Below are 19,259 nucleotides of genomic sequence, written 5' to 3'. Positions count from 1 at the left end.
CAACCACAGGAGTCCGATCATGTCCGACAACACCGCCCCCGGTACCGTCCGCCTGCACCGCGTGCTGCGCGCGCCGCCCTCGCGCGTCTACCGCGCCTTCCTCGATCCGGACGCGATGGTGAAGTGGCTGCCGCCGCACGGGTTCACCGGCAAGGTCCATTCGATGGACGCGCGCGTGGGCGGCGGTTACACGATGTCGTTCACCAACTTCGGCACCGGCTCCAGCCATTCCTTCGGCGGCACCTACGTGGAGCTGGTGGAGAACGAACGGCTGCGCTACACGGACCAGTTCGACAACCCCGGCCTGCCGGGCCAGATGCAGGTCACGGTGACGCTGAAGCAGAGCATCGTCGGCACCGAGCTCCACGTCGTGCAGGAAGGCATTCCTGCCGCGATCCCGGTCGACTTCTGCTACCAGGGCTGGCAGGAATCGCTGGAGCTTCTGGCGAAGCTGGTCGAACCCGAGATTCCCGACGGCGCGTGATGACGTCTATGCTCCTTTCCATGCATACGGACATTGCGAGCCCCTCTCCCCTCGCGGGAGAGGGGTTGGGGAGAGGGGGCACCGTGGAATCAAGGACGTTCGCGAAGCAACTTCGCCGCAACATGACGGACGCCGAGCATCGGCTCTGGAAGCATCTGCGAGCGCATCGACTCGATGGGCAGAAGTTCCACCGCCAGCAGCCGATCGGTCCTTGCATCGTACATTTCGTGCATTTCGGAGCGCGAGTGGTCGTCGAGGCCGATGGTGGGCAGCACGTTCAATCCCCGCATGACGCCGCACGCGATGCCTGGCTGATGCGACAGGGGTTTCGCGTCCTCCGGTTCTGGAACGACGACATACTCCTGCACACCGATGCCGTGCTCGAATCCATTTGGAAGGCGCTGCGCGAAAGAGCGCCCTCTCCCCCGGCCCCTCTCCCGCAATGGGAGAGGGGTGAACAGCCCCACTGAGACAGAGTTCGACATGTCAAACGCCCCCCAGATCCGCATCCCCGCCACCTACATGCGCGGCGGCACGTCGAAAGGCGTGTTCTTCCGCCTGCAGGATCTTCCAGAGCGTGCTCAGGCGCCGGGACCCGTGCGCGATGCGCTGCTGAGCCGCGTGATCGGGTCGCCCGATCCGTACGGCAAGCACACCGATGGCATGGGTGGCGCGACGTCGAGCACCAGCAAGGTGGTGATCATCGCGCCGGCCACCCAGCCGGAGCATGACGTGGACTACCTGTACGGGCAGGTGCCGATCAACGAGTCCTTCATCGACTGGAGCGGCAACTGCGGCAACCTGTCGTCGGCGGTCGGTCCGTTCGCCATCGCCAACGGCTTCATCGACAAGGCGCGCATTCCCGAGAACGGCGTGGTCACCGTCCGCATCTGGCAGGCCAACATCCACAAGACCATCGTCGCCCATGTGCAGGTGACCAACGGCGAGGTGCAGGAAACCGGCGACTTCGAACTGGACGGCGTGACGTTCCCCGCCGCGGAAGTGCAGCTCGAATTCATCGATCCGGCGGACGAAGGCGATGGCGACGGGGGGGGCGCGATGTTCCCCACCGGCCAACTGGTCGATGACCTCGACGTGCCGGGCGTCGGCGTGTTCAAGGCCACGATGATCAACGCCGGCGTGCCGGTGGTGTTTGTGGAGGCGGCGGCGCTGGGCTACGACGGCACCGAGCTGCAGGGCGCGATCAACGAAGACAAGGTTGCGCTCGAGAAGCTGGAAGCCATCCGTGCCCATGGCGCCGTGCGCATGGGCCTGGTCCCCGATGTCGCGGCGGCTGCGAAGCGCCCGCTGACGCCGAAGGTGGCGTTCGTCGCACCGCCGAAGGACTACGTATCGTCGAGCGGCAAGCCGGTCGCCGCTTCCGACATCGACCTGCTGGCGCGCGCCATGTCGATGGGCAAGCTGCACCACGCGATGATGGGCACGGCGTCGGTCGCCATCGCCACGGCCGCTGCAGTGCCGGGCACGCTGGTGAACGCGGCGGCCGGTGGCGGCACGCGCGAGGTGCTGGTGTTCGGGCATCCGTCCGGCACGCTGCGCGTCGGTGCGGACGTGAAGCAGGTGGATGGCACGTGGGTGGTGACCAAGGCGGTGATGAGCCGCAGCGCGCGCGTGCTGATGGAAGGCGCGGTGCGCGTGCCGGGCGACGCGTTCTGACGACGGCAGGCTGACCTGCCGGAAGTCACCACTTTCGGCGAAAGCATTGCCTCCTCGCGTCGCACGCGACAGCATGGACGCATGTGGACTTCCCTGACCCGACTTCGCGAACCCATGACGCTGGCGGGCGTGTTCACGCTCGCCGCCGTCGCCCTGGGCCTGCGCTTCCTGCCAGTGGAGGTGTTGCCGGCGGCCACCGGCGCATTGGCCGCCTACGCGGTCGCATTCCTGCTGCTGGCGCTGACGCCGGAACCCGCCTGGCATCGTCGCAAACTGATCGCGCTGGCGGCGATGGCCGGCCTGGCGCTGCTGTTGGCGTCGCTTACGCCGCGATTGGGCGTTGCGCAGGTGCTGCTGGTCATCTGGGTCGCCTGCGCGGTCAACCTGATGTCCCCGCGCTGGGTAGTGGGGTCGGCGTTGTTGCTCAATGCCGCGTTTTACGCGCTTATGCTCCGTCACGACTTCGGCGCGCCCCTCACGATGACGCTCATCAACATGGGCTTCCAGGCACTGGCCGGGCTGTGCGTGCATTACGCCCGCCGCGCCGAGGATTCCCGTGATGCACTGGCGCGTGTCAACGCCGACCTGCTGGCCACGCGCGCCCTGCTGGCCGACAGCGCGCGCGATGCCGAGCGCCTGCGGGTGGCACGCGAACTGCACGACGTCGCCGGCCACAAGCTCACCGCGATGAAGCTCAACCTGCGTGCGCTGGCCAGCGATCCGACGCTCGCGGCGCGCGATGAGGTCCGCATCGCCCAGCAGCTGTCCACCGAACTGCTGGACGACATCCGCAGCGTCGTGCAGGCCATGCGCGACTCGCGCGGACTTGATCTGCAGACCGCGATCCGTGCCCTCGCCGCGCCGCTACCACGACCCGCGTTGGCGCTGCGTATCGAGGAGGGCGTGAAGGTCGACGATCCCGCGGTGGCCGAATCGCTGCTGCGCATCGTGCAGGAATGCCTGACCAACGCGGCACGCCATGCCGGTGCGGAGACGCTGATCGTGTCACTGGAGAATGAGGAAACCGGCATGCACCTGCATATCGAGGACGATGGACGCTTGAAAGGCTGCATGCGCGAAGGCAACGGCGTATCGGGCATCCGCGAACGCGTCGCGGCGCTGGGCGGCGAGCTGCAGTTCGGCACCAGTGCGAGTGGTGGCCTGCGTCTGGACGTGAGGCTCCCCGCATGAGCGTGCGTGTCGCCCTGGCCGATGACCAGGCCCTGGTCCGCGCCGGGCTGCGCGCCCTGCTGAAGGCGCAGCAGGTGGAGGTGGTATTCGAAGCCGACGACGGCGCCGACCTGCTGGCCAAGCTGGAGTCGCAACCGGTGGACGTGGTGTTAAGCGATATCCGCATGCCGGGCGTGGATGGCATCGACGCGCTGATCAAGCTGCGCGAGCGCGGTGACCGCACGCCGTTCCTGCTGCTCACCACGTTCGACGACAGCGACCTGCTGCTGCGCGCGACCGATGCCGGCGCGCAGGGCTTCCTGTTGAAGGATGCGGCGCCGGAAGACCTGCACGACGCCATCCAGCGCGTGGCCGGCGGCGAGACGCTGCTGCAGCCGGTCAGCACGGATCCGGTGCGCGCGCGTTTCCGCTTCCGCGACGAAGCCCCGCCCACCGACACCTTCAGCGAACGCGAGGTCGCGATCCTGCGCCTGCTGGCAGGCGGTTATTCGAACAAGGAAATCGCACGTACGCTGTTCCTCGCCGAAGGCACGGTGAAGAACTACGTCTCCACCATCCTCGACAAGCTCGGCACCCGCGACCGCACCCGCGCCGTGCTGAAGGCGATCACGTTGCGGATCATCTGAGGGTTGCGAATCCTGCTGTTGTGGGAGCGACGTAAGTCGCGATGGGCTGTCAGGGAGAAAGCATCGCGACTTACGTCGCTCCCACACCCACCCTTTCGGTCAGAACACCCACACCATTGCCGCGCCCGCCGCCAGCGCCAGCATCAGGCCGGCAGACACGCGCATGCCGTAGGCCGCACCCCCGCTGATCCAGGCGATCACCGACTTCGCCGTCAGGCTGGCGGCGAGCAGGGCCAGCATCCACCAGCGGGCCTCGGCCGCTTCCATCCCGCCACGGGAGAACTGGTTGGCCAGCGTGGCCACCGCCGCGTGCAGTTCGGCCAGGGCCGACATCGCCGCCGCCGCCATCGCGCCGCGCGGCCCGATCCACGAGGCCAGCGCCGCCGCAACGAAGGTCAGCACGGCGACCAGCAGCGCGAAACCCAGCGCCTGGCCGAAGCGGAACATGCGGCTTTCCGAGGTCGGCGGCTTCACCGTTTCCTCGCGACCCGCGCGCAGGCCTAGCAGGCCACCTGCCAGCAATACGGCGCCGATGGCACACAGCTCCGGCAGCAGGTCGCGCACCAGTGGCGGCGACACCGCCCACAGGATCGGCACGCACAGCGTCAGCGACGCCAGGTTGGACAGCAGCGCTGCGGCGACCGCCGAACGCATCAGCGCCGGCGTCTCCTTCGCCCGCTGGCCGAAGCCGATCGTCGCCGCGGTCGACGACACGTAGCCGGCGAAGAAGCCCGCCGCCGCCAGCCCCCAGCGGTTGCCGACCACGCGCAGCACAATGTGGCCCAGCGCGCTGACTGCCATCACCAGCACCACCAGCTTCCAGATGGTCGCCAGGTTGATCGCCTCGAACGGACCGATGGGACGGTCGGGGAGGATCGGCAGGATCACCAGCGCGGAGGCCAGCAGCAGCAGGCCGTCGAAGACCTCGCGCTCGCTGAAGGTTTCGCGGGTCAATTCGTGCAGCGGCTGCTTGGCGTACAGCAGCACGGCGACCACGACCGCCAGCCCGGTCGCCAGTGCCGGAAACCGCAGGGCCAGCGCGCCCAGCAGGAAGGTCAGCACCAGCGTAACTTCGCTGGTCAGCCCCGGGTCGTCCTGCTGCGTGGCCCGGTAGGCCATGGCGGCCAGCACGCCAACCACACCCAGCCCGACCAGCACCACGACCGATCCCAGCATCGCCGCGACCGCCGCCATCAACGCCACCAGCGCATGCGTCCGCAGGCCGGCGATCCGGTGCCCACGGCCGCCGCTGCGTTCGCGCACCAGCCCGATCAGCAGGCCGAGCCCAAGGGCGGAAGACAGGGCCAGCCAGGTCTGTGGGGTCGCTCCGTCCATCCCATCCTTCCTCGTTAGGGTCGCGAGCATAACGAATGGTCTTGCATTGGTCTCGTCAACCCGGACAATGCGCGCCACCTTCGCCGTGGACCCCATCATGCCCGCTCCCGCTCCGTCCGCCGTCTCGCTGAGCCGCTACCTGATCGAGGAACAGCGCGCCGGCCGCATCAGCGCCGACCTGCGCCAGCTGATCGCGGTGGTGGCCCGCGCCTGCACCAGCATCTCCATCGCGGTCAGCAAGGGCGCGCTGGGCGGCGTGTTGGGCGACGCCGGCACCGGCAACGTGCAGGGCGAGGCGCAGAAGAAGCTGGACGTGCTGAGCAACGACATCCTGCTGGAAGCCAATGCCTGGGGCGGCCATCTGGCCGCCTGCGCGTCGGAGGAGATGGACCACAGCCAGCCGATCCCGGACGCCTACCCACGCGGCGGCTTCCTGCTGCTGTTCGATCCGCTGGATGGCAGCTCCAACATCGACGTCAACGTCTCGGTCGGCACCATCTTCTCGGTGCTGCGCTGCCCGGACGGCGTGACGACGCCGGGCGACGAGCACTTCCTGCAACCGGGCCGCGAGCAGGTCGCCGCCGGCTACTGCATCTACGGCCCCAGCACGATGCTGGTACTGACCACCGGCAACGGCACCCACGCCTTCACGCTGGACCGCGAACAGGGCGCCTTCGTGCTGACCCAGCGCGACATGCGCATTCCGGAGGAAACGAAGGAGTTCGCCATCAACATGTCGAACCAGCGCCACTGGGAAGCGCCGATGCAGGGCTACGTCACCGACCTGCTCGCCGGCAAGGAGGGCCCGCGCGGCAAGGACTTCAACATGCGCTGGATCGCCAGCATGGTCGCCGACGTGCACCGCATCCTGACCCGCGGCGGCATCTTCATCTACCCGTGGGACCGCAAGGATCCGGGCAAGGCCGGCAAGCTGCGCCTGATGTACGAAGCCAACCCGATGGGCATGCTGGTGGAACAGGCCGGCGGCGCCGCCAGCACCGGTCGTGAGGACATCCTGTCGTTGCGCCCGACCCAGCTGCACCAGCGCGTGCCGGTGTTCCTGGGTTCGAAGCAGGAAGTGGAAGCGGCGGTCGGCTATCACCTGGCGCACGACACTGCGGCAGCATAGCGAGCAGGATAGAGTGACAGCAGGAATGGGCTTGGTGCTTTGAGTGGAGTAGGGCCATGAGCAAGATCTACGTCCCAGCTTCAAACGCTGAGCAATGGGCTCAATTCCTTGCTGAACCGGTCAAGCATTGGCGACAGGGCTACTCGGCCCGGACGCTGGCTTACTGCTGGCAAGAAGCCAACGGATTTCCGGCAGAGGTCACTGCCGTCCTTGCTTCCTGCTTTCCCGCAGCAGAGCTTCTGCTCGCATTTCCCGAACACCAGGTGATGTTGCCGGGCGGCTCACGCCCTTCTCAGAATGACATCTGGATGCTTGCCAAATCTCGGGGCCAGCTGGTCTCCATTGCAGTCGAAGGAAAGGTTTCCGAGCCGTTCGGGCCAACCATCCAAGAATGGCAAACCGAACCCAGTTCGGGAAAGACCGCGCGACTATCATTCCTACTCTCGCTACTAGGGCTTGCTGCTGCTCCTGACACCATCCGCTACCAACTTCTTCATCGGACCGCGTCCGCCATCATTGAAGCTCAGCGGTTCAATGCTTCCCACGCATTGATGCTCGTCCACTCATTCAGCCGATCAAACGAGTGGCTCCAGGACTACGCAGCATTTGTCAGCCTCATGGGAGGCGGTGTCGTCACGAGTAACAGCATTGTTTCTGTCGGTAACCGCTCCGGCATCGAACTTCATCTGGCTTGGGTTTCTGGCAATTCCGACTACCTCACCAAGTAACCTGTCAGCCGACACCGCTTCGCATCGCGGCTAGAATCCAGCCATGGATGTCCGTTCCGACTTCATCGAGGTCTACCCCGACGCGCTGGACGCGGACACCTGCCGCGCCATCGTGGCGCGCTTCGATGCCAGCGGGCAGGATCAGCCCGGGCGCGTCGGCGGCGGCCACTATCCCGAGCTCAAGCACAGCCGCGACATCAGCATCAGTGAGCAGGCCGACTGGCGCGACGTGGAACAGCGCCTCAACCTGGCCGTGCTGGCCGGCCTGCAGCAGTACCTGCGCACGTATCCCTTCAGCCTGATCGCCCCGTTGATGCTGCAACAGCCGGATGCCGACGGCACGCTGCGCCGGTTGCGCTACGACGATGTGGCGAACATGGACGAAGCCGCGCTGATGAAGCTGGTGATGAAGGTGTTCGTGCCGGGCAAGATCAACCTGCAGCGCTACGCCGCCGGCGAAGGCGGCTATCCGTACTGGCACTGCGAGCTGTTCCCGAAGGCGGCCGATGCGGAGACGCTGCACCGGCACGTGCTGTGGACGATCTACCTCAACGACGGTTTCGGCGCCGGCGAAACCGAGTTCTTCCACCAGCAGCGCAAGATCGTGCCGCGCACCGGCAGCCTGCTGATCGCGCCGACGGCGTTCACCCACACGCACCGCGGCAATCGACCGCTGCACGGCGACAAGTACATCGCGACCAGCTGGGTACTGTTCCAGCGGGCCGAACGGCTGTACGGAAACGGCTGAGCGATCCGACCGTCAGGCCGTCGACCGGCGCGCATCGAGATCCGCGCGCAGGCGTTGCAGCGCGGCCTCGGCGTCGCCCACCACCATCACGCAGGGCACGGCCAGCATCAGGTTGAGCGGCAGGCCGAACTCCTCCAGCTCCCATCCACCGGCATCGGTGCCGGCCGCCCTTCCGAGATACTGCGGACAGCGCTGGCGGATGCGCTCGGCCAGGCTGCCGGCCTCGGGTACGTACCCGTAGACGGGCTTGCCACGCGCGATCGCGTAGCCGACTTCGAAACAGGTGCCGCTGTCCGGTTCGGCGCCACGGAAGAAATCCAGATTCGCCAGCACCGCATCGGCGGCCTCCAGCAACCCGAGGTCGGCGCGGTAGATCCAGCGCGCGGTGTCCAGCGGATCGCCGGTGGCGTGGCCCGCGACCTGGGCATCCAGGGGAAACAATCCCTCGAAGCCGTAGCGCGCGCACAGCACCTTGAGTCGATCGCCATGCGCCACCGCATCGGGACGGAAGATGTCGGGACCGGCCAGGTAAAGCGACTGGATCATCGATGCGCACGCAACAGGCGAAGCCTGCATTGTCGGCGTGCGTGCGCCCGCTTCGATGTGACCGATCGTCGCAGCGCGACGACGCGGCGTCAGAACAGTTCGCCCTGTGGCGAGGGCGCGCGCGGCGGCACGAAGCGCGTGAGGTCGAACGGCGGATGCCGGCGCCCTTCGAATCCGTATCGCTTCGATGCCAGCGCGAAGCGCCGCGCCAGCAGGTCCGCATACACGCCCTCGCCGCGCAGCCGCGTGCCGAAGCGGCTGTCGTAATCCTTGCCACCACGCAGCTGCTGGACCGTGCTCATCACGTGCGTCGCGCGATCCGGCACGTGGGTCTGCAGCCAGTCGCGAAACAGCGGCGCGACTTCGTGCGGCAGGCGCAGCAGCACGTAGCCGGCGGCGGTCGCGCCGGACTCGCGTGCCGCTTCGAGGACGGCTTCCAGCTCATGGTCGTTCACCCAGGGAATCACCGGCGCGAACATCACGCCCACCGGCACGCCCGCCTCGCTGAGCCGCTTCACCGCGCGCAGGCGGCTGTGCGGCGCCGATGCGCGCGGCTCCAGCCGCGACGAGAGCGTGTTGTCGAGCGTGGTGATGGAAAAGTACACATGCACCAGCCGTTCGCGCGCCATCGGCGCCAACAGGTCGAGGTCGCGTTCGATCAGGGCGTTCTTGGTGATCAGCGAGAACGGATGCTTCGCCTCCGCCAGCACCTCGATGATGCGGCGGGTCAGCTGAAGCTTCCGCTCCGTCGGCTGGTACGCGTCGGTGTTGATGCCCAGTGAGATCGGACTGACGCGATAGCCGGATTTCGCCAGTTCGCGCCGCAGTACGTCTGGCGCGTTGGTCTTGGCGAAGATCTTCGTCTCGAAATCGAGGCCTGGCGACAGGTCGAGGTAGGCGTGCGAGGGGCGTGCGAAGCAGTAACTGCACCCGTGCTCGCAGCCGCGGTAAGGGTTGAGCGACTGGTCGAACGGGATGTCCGACGACTGGTTGCGGGTGATGATGCTGCGCGCGACTTCCTCGATCACCCGGGTGTGTGGCGCGGACGCGACGTCGCCCTCGGTGTCGGCCTCGTGCCAGCCATCGTCGATGGCCTCCGGCGTGGTCACGGCGAACCGGCCCGGCAGGTAGCCGGTGGAGCCTCGTCCCTTGATGCCCGGATGTTTCGGTGCGCGCATCGGCGCACCTTACGACGGCGGCGTCGCAGCGCTGGAGATCCCCGCACCCGCCTACGGGCGGCGTTCGTCGAAGTGGGCGTTCAGTTCCATCACCAGCCGGCCGATTTCCGGGGTGATGCAGGTGTTGAACTGCGTGCGATCGGTGCAGCTGCCATCGATACGCGCCGCGCGCTCCTTCAGGCCGTAGCGCGCCAGCAGGTTGCGCGCCTCGCGGAAGCAGGTCTCGCCGCGCGAACCGACGCGCAGCGGTCCGTGCACCCTCATGCAGTAGGTCATGGCCGTGGCCAGCGCGGCGGCATTGACCGCGTACAGCGAGGCTCCCGGGGAGGACGCAGCATCCACCGTGTTCTGCGCCCAGGCCGGCCGCCCGACGACGAGGGCGAGCAACGCGGCGGAGGCGAACAGGGCGCGATGCCGGGCCGACATGCCGTCACTCCACCACATAGCCGCTCAGGCGCGCAGTGCCGTCCTCGTCCATGCGCAGCGATACCAGTTCGCGTACCGACCGGCCGCCGCCGGCCCGTGCGAGCAGTTCGACGCTGACGTAGTGGCCTGCGGGGGCGCCCCGCTTGCCATCGTGGAACTGGCGGCTCACCGACAGCCACTGGCGGTCGGCCAGCGTGCCGTGTCGCTGGCGCGCGGCCGCGATGCCCGCGATGAAGGCCTCGCGCGTGACGGCACGCTTGGCGACCGGCGACGCGCCGTCCCACAGCTCACCGGCCCGACCGGCGTCGACCAGCGTGGCGGCCTGGACGGCGGCATCGAGTGCCGCGCCGGGCGCGAGCACGCGTGCGGCAGTCGCCGGGGTCGCCGACGGGGATGGCGACTGCGCACGGGTGACACCGACCGGCACCGTCGCCAGCAGCACGGCGATCAAGCATGCCCCGAAGCGCTCAACGCGTGCCATGGGCCAGTACCTCCACGCGCCGGTTGGGTTGCTCGCAGGCGATCCTGGCAGGCAGCGGAAGCGCGGTGTCGCAGGTCTTCAGCGGTTGCGACATGCCTGCGCCCAGCGCGGTGACCATGGCCGGCGCGATGCCCTGTTCGATCAGCAGGCGGCGCACCGACAGCGCGCGCTGCTGGGAGAGCGTGCGGTTGTAGGCGTCGCTGCCGAGCAGGTCGGTATGTCCGATCACCTGCACCGATGCGACATCGCTGTCGTTCAGCTCAGCAGCGATCGCCGCGATCTGCTCGCGCCCGCCGGGCAGCAGGTCTTCGACGGCGTGGCGGTCGAAGGCGAACAGCGCATCGCCCGACAGTTCGAACCGGCTGGTCGCTGCCGCCGGCGCGGCGGCAGGTACGTCCAGCAGCGCGGCGCATGCGGCGGGCGACCAGTGGAAGCTTCGCCCCGTGTAGTCGCGGTCGAACACGACCTTGTACTGGCAGGTGGTCACGCCCTGCGCCGTGCGGAAGTGGAACAGGTAGTCCCACTCGCGCGCACGCAGGCCCTCGCGGAAGTGCGGACGCCCCAGCAGATCGTACAACTGCGGCTTGGTGACCCCGGCACCGATGGCGCGCAGGTTGTCGCGGTTGGGGAACGTCCCGTCATCGAGCAGCACGTCGGCCGGATCGGGAAACACGATCTCGCCCGCAGTGCCTGCAGGCGAAAGGTCGCGGCTGACATGGCGCGTGCCGCACGCGCTCAGCGCCAGCCCCGCGGCGCAGGCGATCCACAGCGACACCCCGGGCCAGCGCTTGGACGACAGGAACATCAGCGGACTCCTTGAAGAGCGGAAGAGGCGGGTCATGCGATCACCACTGCAGGCCGGCGCCGACCGAGAAACCCCAGTCGCGCGTGGTGTTGCCGGTGGCCTGTGCCTTGTAGACCCAGCGACCGTTGTCGGTGATCGTCGACAGGCCGAACGCCATGCCGTATTCGCCCTGGTAACCACCGAACGCGACCGACAGCATGCTCTTGCCGGGCAGGTAGGCCTGCGGCAGGCCGGCCATCGCCATCGCCGATGCGGTGCCGCCGCGATAGCCGCGTTCGAGGTTCCACATGTCGCCGTCGAACCGCGTGAAGCGGTCGTCCGTGTAGGCGTTGGCCTGGTTGATCGCGTAGTCCACGCCGGCATCGAGCTGGTTGACGTTCACCGCATCGGTACCGGCGATGCCGGGCGCCACGCCGCTGATCGTGCGGCCACCGAGGTTCACCTCGCCGGTGGACGTGCTGGTGCCCACGTAGGCGGCGTTGTAACCGCGCTGTGCGCCCACCGTGGTGGCCGAGCCGCGGCCGAGCGCGACGCTGTTGTCGTGGCTGGCGACGGCGCCCTGCCCGATCGCCGTGCTGTTGTCGCCGCTGGCCACCGACTGGTTGCCGACCGCCGTGCTGTTGTCGCCGCTGGCCACCGCGCCATTGCCGCCCGCGCTGGCGTTCGCACCGGTCGGCGCAGGCGCCACGTAGGTTTCCCCCTGCGTGATCCGGAATGGACCGCTGCCGCCGCGTTCGAGGTTCGTCACCCGGTTGTCGAACTGGTTCACCGTGGTGGTGAGATTGGCCACGCTGCCTTCGACATCGCCCACGCGCGTGTCCAGGTTGGTGATGTCGCCCTCGATGCGCACGATGTCGCCCTGGATGTCCGTGATGTCGCCGCGGATGTCGACCAGGTCGCCTTCGATGGTGGCAATGCGGGCGTCGGTGTAGGCATTCGCCTCGTTGATCGCATGGGTGACGCCGCCCTGCAGCTGGCTGACGTTCACTGCGTCGGTCGCGGCGGAGCCCGCAGCGACCCCGGTGAGCTGGCGCCCGCCGATGTTCATCTCGCCGCTGGAGCTGCTGCTGCCGACATAGGCACCCTGGTAGTCGGCGCGCGCACCGACCGTGGTCGCCGACCCGGCCCCCAGCGCGATGCTGTTCTCGTGCGAGGCCACTGCGCCCGCGCCGAGGGCGAGCGCATTCAGCGAGAGGGCCTGGGAGCCGGCACCGAGCGCCATGCTGTCGTCCTCGGTCGCGCGTGCGCCACGGCCCATCGCGACCGCGTCCTGGCCGTCGGAGGCGGCATCCTTGCCCAGCGCCATCGCGTCTTCGCCGGTGGCGCCCTCGCCCAGCTGGTTGCCGCCGCCCAGCGAATTGACGCCGTAGTAGCGCGTCGGTGGCGTGAACCCGCTGGTGATCTCGTTGCGCACCTGGCGCAACTGCTCTTCCGTTGCGGCGCGCCCCGCCGTGGCGAAGGTCGGATCGAACAGCGTCCTGTTCGACAGCCCGGCCAGGGTGTTGCTGGTACCACTCAACACCACGTTGCCGCTGGTCAACCCGCTGCCGGACAAGACGGTGGTCGTGGTACCGCCGATGACGGTCAGGCCACCACTGCCGAGGGCCACGTTGGTGCCCACGGTGACGCCCGCATTGTTCAGCACCGTCTGGCCGGTGGTGACGCTGCCGCTGGCGCTCAGGTCCAGCGTGTCGCTCAGGGTGACGTCCACCACGCCGTCGTCGTCCACGCCCGTCTGCGACACCGCGATGTTCGCGTTGCCGCTTTCGAAACGAACCCGTCCGTCCGGGCCGATGTTGGCCGTGTTGCCGGCGGCGTCGGTGGCGTTCCAGCCGGCGTTGGCGGCCGTTTCCACCGCCGTCAGCTGGCTGACATTGACCGCGTCGGTCGCCGCCACGCCGGCCGCCACGTTGGTGATGACCGTGCCGCCGGCATCGATGCCGGCGGTGGTCACGCTGGGTCCACCCGTGATGGTCAGGCCACTGTCGTCGACCACCGTGCTGCCGGCCGTCACGCTGTCCACGTCAAGGTCGCGGTTGAGCGTGATGTCGACGACACCGTCATCGTCGGCGCCGGTCTGGGACACGGCGAGGTTTGCGTCGCCCTGGAACCGCACCGTGCCGCCGGGGCCGATGTTGGCCGTGCTGCCGGCAGCGTCGGTCGCATTCCAGCCGGCGTTGGCCACCTGATCGACCCGTTGCAGCTGCTCTTCCGTCGCTGCGCGTCCCGCGGTGGCGAAGGTCGGGTCGGTCAGCGTGGTGTTCGACAGACCGGTGACGTCATTGCTTACGCCGCTCACGACGACCGAGCCACTGGTGAGTCCATCGCCATTGACCACAGTCGTTGTCGTGCCGCCGATCACGCTGAGGCCGGCGTTGCCCAGGGTCACGGTCGTACCCACCGCCACGCCCGCACCGTTCATCGTGGTATCGCCGATGGTCACGCTGCCGGCCGCGGTCAGGTCCAGGGTATTGCTCAGCGTGATATCCACCACGCCGTCGTCGTCCACGCCCGTCTGCGACACCGCGATGTTCGCGTTGCCGCTTTCGAACGTCACCGTCCCGTTAGGGCCGATGTTGGCCGTGTTGCCGGCAGCGTCGGTCGCGTTCCAGCCGGCGTTGGCGGCGCTGCCTACCAGGGCAAGCTGGTCTTCGGTCGCCGCCTGGCCGCTGGTGAAGTTGTCCGGATCCCACGTCGTGTTGGTCAGGCCGCCGATGGTGCCGGTGTCGCCGCTGATCACGATCGGGTTCGCGCCGCCCACCGAGATCGCATTGCCGCCGATGGCCGTCGTGCCGTTCGCATCGGTCACGCCGATCGTGCCCGCGCCCACCGTGCTCACGTTGCCCGCGCCGTCATCGACGGTCAGGCCGTCGGTATCGAGCGTGCTGTCGCCGGCGGTCACGCTGTCGACATCGAGATCGCGGTTGAGCGTGATGTCCACCACGCCGTCATCGTCTGCGCCGGCCTGCGTCACTGCCAGGTTGGCATCGCCCTGGAACGTCACCGTTCCGTTCGGGCCGATGTTCGCCGCGTTGCCGTCGGCATCGGTCACGTTCCAGCCGGCAGTCGCCAACCCCTGCACGGCGGTCAACTGCGCCACGTTCACCGCATCGGTGGGCGCCGCGCCGGCGGCCACACCCGTGATCTGGCGCGTCGCGCTGGTGCCGTTGCCCACGCTGACCGCACCCAGCGTGCTCCGCCAGGTGGGCGTGGAGGCCGTGGAAGCGGCTCCGGTGGCGGGATCGTAACCGGCCACGCCGGCGGCGACGGTCGCCCTCGAACCATAGCCCAGGGCCACGCCGGTATTTGCAGTGACCACCGCGTTGCGTCCGAACGCAGCGCCGTCGATCACGCCTGCGCCCACGCTCGCCCCCCGTCCCAGCGCGATGGCATTCGCTTCGACGGCCGACGCATCGGTGCCGATGGCGATCGCATTGCCGCCCCCTGCCGCACCAGACCCTCCGGCAATGGCACCATCACCCAGCGCGATGCTCTGCACGCCCACAGCGCTGGATTCACGGCCCAGTGCGACCGCGCCTTCGCGCGTACTGCGGGCACTGGTGCCGATAGCAATCGCATCGCCGACACCCGAGGCCGTTGCCGAACTCAGTGCACCATTGCCGAGGGCGACATTGCCCGATCCGTTGGTGGCCTGTGCACCAGCGCCCATGGCCAGGCCGTTGGCGCTGGATGCCGCGGCGTTGACGCCTGCCGCCAGCGCGTTTGTGCCGGTGGCACCATCGTTGGCGTAGTTTCCACCGACCACGCCGTTGTCGTTGACGCTGTAGTAGTGCGCCTGCGCCGCCTGCAGCTGCGACACGTTGACCGCATCGGTGGCGTTCGCACCTGCCGCGACATTGGTGATCCGGCGTTCGCTGCCTGAAGACCCCACGGAGACTTCGCCGATCGGCGTCACGCCGGCAATGTCCGCCGCGTTGCCCGTGGGCGAGTAGGCCGCTTCGGCCAGCGTGCTGCCATCGGCCATACTGTTCGCGCCCAGTGCCACGCTGTCTTCGGCAGACACGATCGCCCCGGTGCCCATGGCGACACTGCGTCCTGCCAGGGCCTGCGCCTCCGCGCCCACCGCGACCGCGTCATCGGCGCCGACGACCGCCCAGTTGCCGATGGCCACGGTCTGGTTGCGCGCCACCGGCGATCCGGCAACAGGATTGCCATCGCGATCGACGATCTCGCCCGTATCAGGATCCATGAAGTAGCCGGTGCCCGCGGCACGACCAATGGCCACGTTGTCGTTGCCCGTGGTTCCCGCGCCCGCGGACGCGCCCGAGGCGACGTTGTAGTCACCCGTCGTGTAATAGCCTGCACCGCTGCCGGTGGCCACGTTCGCATGGCCCGTCGTGACGCCCCCTGCCAGGTAGCCGACGGCCACATTGGCATTGCCCTGGGTTGCCGAACCCGCACCAGCGCCCAGCGTGGCGTTGTTGTCGCCCCCTGCGAATGCACCCGCGCCAAACCCGACATAGGCGTTCTGGTTGCCCGTGGATTGCGCGCCGGCATCCTCGCCAAATAGCGCGTTGTGCGTTCCCGTCGAACCCCTGCCGGCCCCGTTACCGATCGCGGCCGTCCCGACCCCCGTCGCCATGGCGTTGTAGCCGATCGCGACGCTGCGTGCGCCCGAGGCACTGGCGTCAACGCCTGCGGCCAGCGCATTGATGCCGGTGGCACCGTCGTTGTTGTAGTTGCCACCCACCACGCCATCGTCGTTGACGCTGTAGTAGTGCGTCTGCGCCGCCTGCAGCTGCGACACGTTCACCGCATCGGTGGCGTTCGCGCCTGCCGCGACATTGGTGATCCGACGTTCGTGGCCTGCAGACCCCACCGAAACTTCGCCGACAGGCGTCACGCCGGCAATATCCGCCAGGTCGCCCGTGGGCGAGTAGGCCGCGTCGGCCAGCGTGCTGCCATCGGCAATACTGTTTGCGCCCAGTGCCACGCTGCCGGCGTGAGTGGATTCCGCCCCGTTGCCCAAAGCAACCGCATCGGCAGCACTGGCTGTACCGTTGCCGATGGCAATAGCGTCCGTACCGCTAGCCGCACTTCCATAGCCCAGTGCCGTCGAACGCGCGCCTGAAGCTGTCGCGGCATCGGCAACGACGGCCGCACCACCCACGGCGATGGCATTGACGCCTGTCGCACGCGAGTTCCTACCCAGCGCGGTGGCCGCTGCCTGATTCGCCACGCCGCCGACGGTCACGGCATTGATCGCCGTTGCTTGGCCGCCAATGGCAACCGCAGCCTGCGCCGTGGCTTGACCACGGATCGCGATCGTACTCTGGCCCGTCGCCACGGCCGAGGTACCAATGGCAACAGCATCGATTCCGTCGGCGGAAGCACTGTTGCCGAACGCCAGCGAGCGGTTCTGGGCAGAGCTGGCGAGTTCGCCGATAGCGATGCCATGGGCACCGGTCGAGGCGCTCTGCTGGCCGATGGCGATGTTGCCGTTGCCACTTGCACGGGCGGCATTGCCAATCGCGACCGCGCCCAAGTTCCCAGCGCCGCCTCCGGCGGCCCATGCTGCGTGACCGATGGCAATGTCGCCAATGAAATTGGCCGTGCTGTCCTGTCCGACCGCAACACTCCAGAAGCCCGACGCCGTGGCGTTGTAGCCCAACGCAGTCGCGCCTGCGAGCGTCGCCTGTGCACCCACACCCGCCGCCATGGCATTCGCACCCGTCGCACCGTCGTTGTTGTAATTGCCACCCACCACGCCGCCGTCGTTGACGCTGTAGTAGTGCGTCTGCGCCGCCTGCAGCTGCGCCACGTTGACCGCGTCGGTGCCTTGCGTGCCGGCGGCAACATTTGTGATCTGGCGGGTCTGGCCGGCGCCACCCACGCTGACCGCCGCCAGCGTGCTGGTCCAGGTGGCGGATGTGTCGTCCGAAGCCAGGCCGGTACGCGGATCGTAGCCCGCGATGCCCGCCGCCGTAGTGGCCACGGAGCGGCTGCCCAATGCCACGCCGTCGTCGACGCTCGCGATGGCGCGATAGCCGATCGAAATGGCGCGGTCGCCACTCGCGCTCGCGCCATCACTCATGCTCGTGGTGGCGTAGTCGCCGCCGCCGATGGCGATGGATTGCTCGCCGATCGCGCGCGAACCCCCACCGATCGCCACCGCGCTTTCCTCCGCCGCGGTAGCCAGCACACCGACGGCGGTCGAGGCCGCGCCGGAGGCCAGCGCACTGCTGCCCACGGCCAGGCTGTCGGAGCCCGAGGCCGTCGACAGGTCGCCGATGGCGATGGCCCAGTAGTTGGACGCGGTGGATCGCGTGCCGAGGGCGAGACTCAGGTACTGCGTGGCACGGGCGTTGTAGCCGATCGCCACCGCGCCTTCGATGGCGCCGGTCCCGGTGGCCGTGGCGCCCGTGCCGATCGCGATGGTGTTCTGCGTATTCGCGCTGCTGTCGCCCACCGAGATGCTGCCGGTTGCGGCCGCCGTGGCGCCCCAGCCCAGCGCGGTGGAGCGCACACCTTGCGCGCGCGCCGCGTCGGCCGGTGCATCGGCGCCACCGATCGCGGTGGCGTCGGTGGCCGAAGCCGATGCGTTGCGGCCCACGGCGACGCTGTTGGCGGCACCGGCCGTGCTGTCGCCGACGGCGACGCTGTATGTCCCCGCCGCACTGCTGCCGAAGCCCAACGCCGTGCCGGCGAGACCGGCCGCCTGGCTGGAGGCGCCTACGGCCGTGCCCTGCTGCGAGGCGACGGTGCTGGCGCGGCCGATCGCCACCGCCTCGTCGGCCAGCGCTTGCGTGTTGCTGCCGATGTTGACCGAATGGCTGTAGGACGACGCCGTCATCCCGACCGGATTGCCGTTGGCATCGAGCTGCGCCCGCGTTCCGGCATGGTCGCCGATGGCCACGTTGTGGCTGCCCGTCACGAGCGCGCCCGCGCCTGCGCCCTGGGCTACGTTGAAACTGCCGTTGGCCGCCGCAAAGGCGTAGTTGCCAGCGGCAACGTTGAAGCTGCCCTGGCTCGTCAGACCCGCGTTGTAGCCGGCATAGGCGTTGCGGGTGCCGTTGGTTTCGGCGCCGGCCTGGTAACCGACATAGGTATTCTCCACGCCAACGCTCGTGGCGCCCGCATTGGCACCTACGAAGGTGGAGCGTGCGACGTTGGTGGCATTCATGCCCGCTTGCGAGCCGATCGCGACCGATTCCACCGAGCCGTTCGCGCTGCCGCTCGACGAGGACAGCGCACCGGCGCCGATGGCGACATCGCGCGCATTCGCGCGCGCCTCGTTGCCCATGGCGTAGGCCAGCTCGCCCAGGGCATCGGCGCCGGCGCCCAGCGCCACGCTGTAGCGGCCGGTCGCCACGGCCTGCAGGCCGATGGCGGTGGCGCTCAAGCCGGTGGCCTGGGCGCGGTCGCCGATCGCCACGGACGATGAGGTGCCCGCGAGCACGTCGATGCCGATCGCGACCGCGCTCGTGCCCCCCGCCACCGCGCCCTGGCCACACGCGACCTGGTCGCCCGCCGCACCGGCATTGCCGACAGCGACGCCGGTCGCCGGATCCCGACACACGGCATCCAGCGCCAGCGCGCGGTCCGGACAGGCGCCAAGCGCCAGCAGCACCGCGGCGGCGACGGCATTGACGTGCGTGCGGTCTCCCGCCAACGCCATGCGGACCGGGCCCACGCCTCCTGGCCGCTTGGCGAACTCGGACGCCACCACCCACTGGCCCAGCGTCGGACGCCAGACCTTGCGAAAGATCCTGTTCATGCATTCCCCCTTGCTTGCATCTCCGCGTCGTGCCGACACGCGGAAATATGTGATGGATGTCTCGTAAAACGCCTGTTTTTGATCGTATTCGTGACAAGCGCGGGGCACAGGACATCGGGGGCTGGGCAGGACCCCCTCCCTCCACTCAGGCCGGTGCAACGGGCACC

The 19,259-nt window shown here is 68.5% G+C and carries 15 protein-coding genes; 8 read left to right on the top strand and 7 right to left on the bottom strand.

Annotated features, from left to right (window positions below; genetic code table 11):
* The first annotated feature begins 19 nt into the window (after nt 1–19).
* From ACGHX3_RS00150 to ACGHX3_RS00130, 5 genes are all read left to right on the top strand, one after another.
* Nucleotides 20–484, top strand: a complete 465-nt coding sequence (locus ACGHX3_RS00150) for an SRPBCC family protein (protein WP_213602180.1) — start codon at nt 20–22, stop codon at nt 482–484.
* Complete coding sequence (locus ACGHX3_RS00145) at nt 484–954, top strand: endonuclease domain-containing protein (RefSeq protein WP_394695955.1); 471 nt, start codon at nt 484–486, stop codon at nt 952–954. Before ACGHX3_RS00150 ends, ACGHX3_RS00145 begins: the two co-directional genes overlap by 1 nt.
* Nucleotides 955–967: 13 nt before the next feature.
* Nucleotides 968–2,161, top strand: a complete 1,194-nt coding sequence (gene prpF / locus ACGHX3_RS00140; protein WP_394695954.1) for a 2-methylaconitate cis-trans isomerase PrpF — start codon at nt 968–970, stop codon at nt 2,159–2,161.
* 81 nt (nt 2,162–2,242) lie between these two features.
* Nucleotides 2,243–3,352: a sensor histidine kinase gene (locus tag ACGHX3_RS00135; protein ID WP_394695953.1), complete on the top strand. Its 1,110-nt coding sequence runs from the start codon at nt 2,243–2,245 to the stop codon at nt 3,350–3,352.
* Nucleotides 3,349–3,978, top strand: coding sequence for a response regulator transcription factor (locus tag ACGHX3_RS00130; RefSeq protein WP_162336143.1), 630 nt, complete (start codon nt 3,349–3,351; stop codon nt 3,976–3,978). The genes ACGHX3_RS00135 and ACGHX3_RS00130 overlap by 4 nt, the downstream gene beginning before the upstream one ends.
* Nucleotides 3,979–4,077: 99 nt before the next feature.
* On the opposite strand, the gene ACGHX3_RS00125 is transcribed toward ACGHX3_RS00130, so the two are convergent.
* A complete protein-coding gene (locus ACGHX3_RS00125; RefSeq protein ID WP_394695952.1) occupies nt 4,078–5,313 on the bottom strand; it encodes an MgtC/SapB family protein in 1,236 nt (411 codons plus the stop codon).
* Nucleotides 5,314–5,410: 97 nt separating this feature from the next.
* Between ACGHX3_RS00125 and ACGHX3_RS00120 the strand changes: the two genes are divergently transcribed.
* From ACGHX3_RS00120 to ACGHX3_RS00110, 3 genes are read left to right on the top strand one after another with little or no spacing between them, the layout of a single operon-like run.
* Complete coding sequence (locus ACGHX3_RS00120) at nt 5,411–6,442, top strand: class 1 fructose-bisphosphatase (RefSeq protein ID WP_162336145.1); 1,032 nt, start codon at nt 5,411–5,413, stop codon at nt 6,440–6,442.
* A gap of 56 nt (nt 6,443–6,498) precedes the next feature.
* On the top strand, nt 6,499–7,170 hold the full coding sequence (locus tag ACGHX3_RS00115) for a DUF6946 family protein (protein ID WP_394695951.1): 672 nt from the start codon (nt 6,499–6,501) through the stop codon (nt 7,168–7,170).
* A 43-nt stretch (nt 7,171–7,213) separates the two neighbouring features.
* On the top strand, nt 7,214–7,918 hold the full coding sequence (locus ACGHX3_RS00110; protein WP_394695950.1) for a 2OG-Fe(II) oxygenase: 705 nt from the start codon (nt 7,214–7,216) through the stop codon (nt 7,916–7,918).
* A 12-nt stretch (nt 7,919–7,930) separates the two neighbouring features.
* Here ACGHX3_RS00110 and ACGHX3_RS00105 read toward each other — a convergent pair whose 3' ends face one another.
* From ACGHX3_RS00105 to ACGHX3_RS00080, 6 genes are all read right to left on the bottom strand, one after another.
* The gene (locus ACGHX3_RS00105) at nt 7,931–8,464 is read right to left on the bottom strand and encodes a nucleoside 2-deoxyribosyltransferase (protein ID WP_394695949.1); all 534 of its coding nucleotides are present in this window, start codon (nt 8,462–8,464) and stop codon (nt 7,931–7,933) included.
* Nucleotides 8,465–8,553: 89 nt separating this feature from the next.
* Entirely contained in the window at nt 8,554–9,642 is a 1,089-nt protein-coding gene (locus tag ACGHX3_RS00100) for a PA0069 family radical SAM protein (RefSeq protein ID WP_394695948.1), read from the bottom strand.
* A gap of 51 nt (nt 9,643–9,693) precedes the next feature.
* Nucleotides 9,694–10,068 (bottom strand): hypothetical protein, encoded by a 375-nt coding sequence (locus tag ACGHX3_RS00095; protein ID WP_213602198.1) that lies wholly within the window; start codon nt 10,066–10,068, stop codon nt 9,694–9,696.
* A 4-nt stretch (nt 10,069–10,072) separates the two neighbouring features.
* The gene (locus ACGHX3_RS00090) at nt 10,073–10,549 is read right to left on the bottom strand and encodes a DUF4019 domain-containing protein (RefSeq protein ID WP_394695947.1); all 477 of its coding nucleotides are present in this window, start codon (nt 10,547–10,549) and stop codon (nt 10,073–10,075) included.
* Nucleotides 10,536–11,354 carry an OmpA family protein gene (locus ACGHX3_RS00085; protein ID WP_394695946.1) on the bottom strand — a complete coding sequence of 273 codons (819 nt, stop codon included), beginning with the start codon at nt 11,352–11,354 and terminating at the stop codon, nt 10,536–10,538. The genes ACGHX3_RS00090 and ACGHX3_RS00085 overlap by 14 nt, the downstream gene beginning before the upstream one ends.
* A gap of 40 nt (nt 11,355–11,394) precedes the next feature.
* Nucleotides 11,395–19,092 carry a YadA-like family protein gene (locus ACGHX3_RS00080; RefSeq protein WP_394695945.1) on the bottom strand — a complete coding sequence of 2,566 codons (7,698 nt, stop codon included), beginning with the start codon at nt 19,090–19,092 and terminating at the stop codon, nt 11,395–11,397.
* Nucleotides 19,093–19,259 lie beyond the last annotated feature (167 nt).

It is taken from the genome of Pseudoxanthomonas japonensis (assembly GCF_043632995.1).
Classification (GTDB): domain Bacteria; phylum Pseudomonadota; class Gammaproteobacteria; order Xanthomonadales; family Xanthomonadaceae; genus Pseudoxanthomonas_A; species Pseudoxanthomonas_A japonensis.
This window is presented reverse-complemented; position numbering and strand designations above follow the sequence as displayed.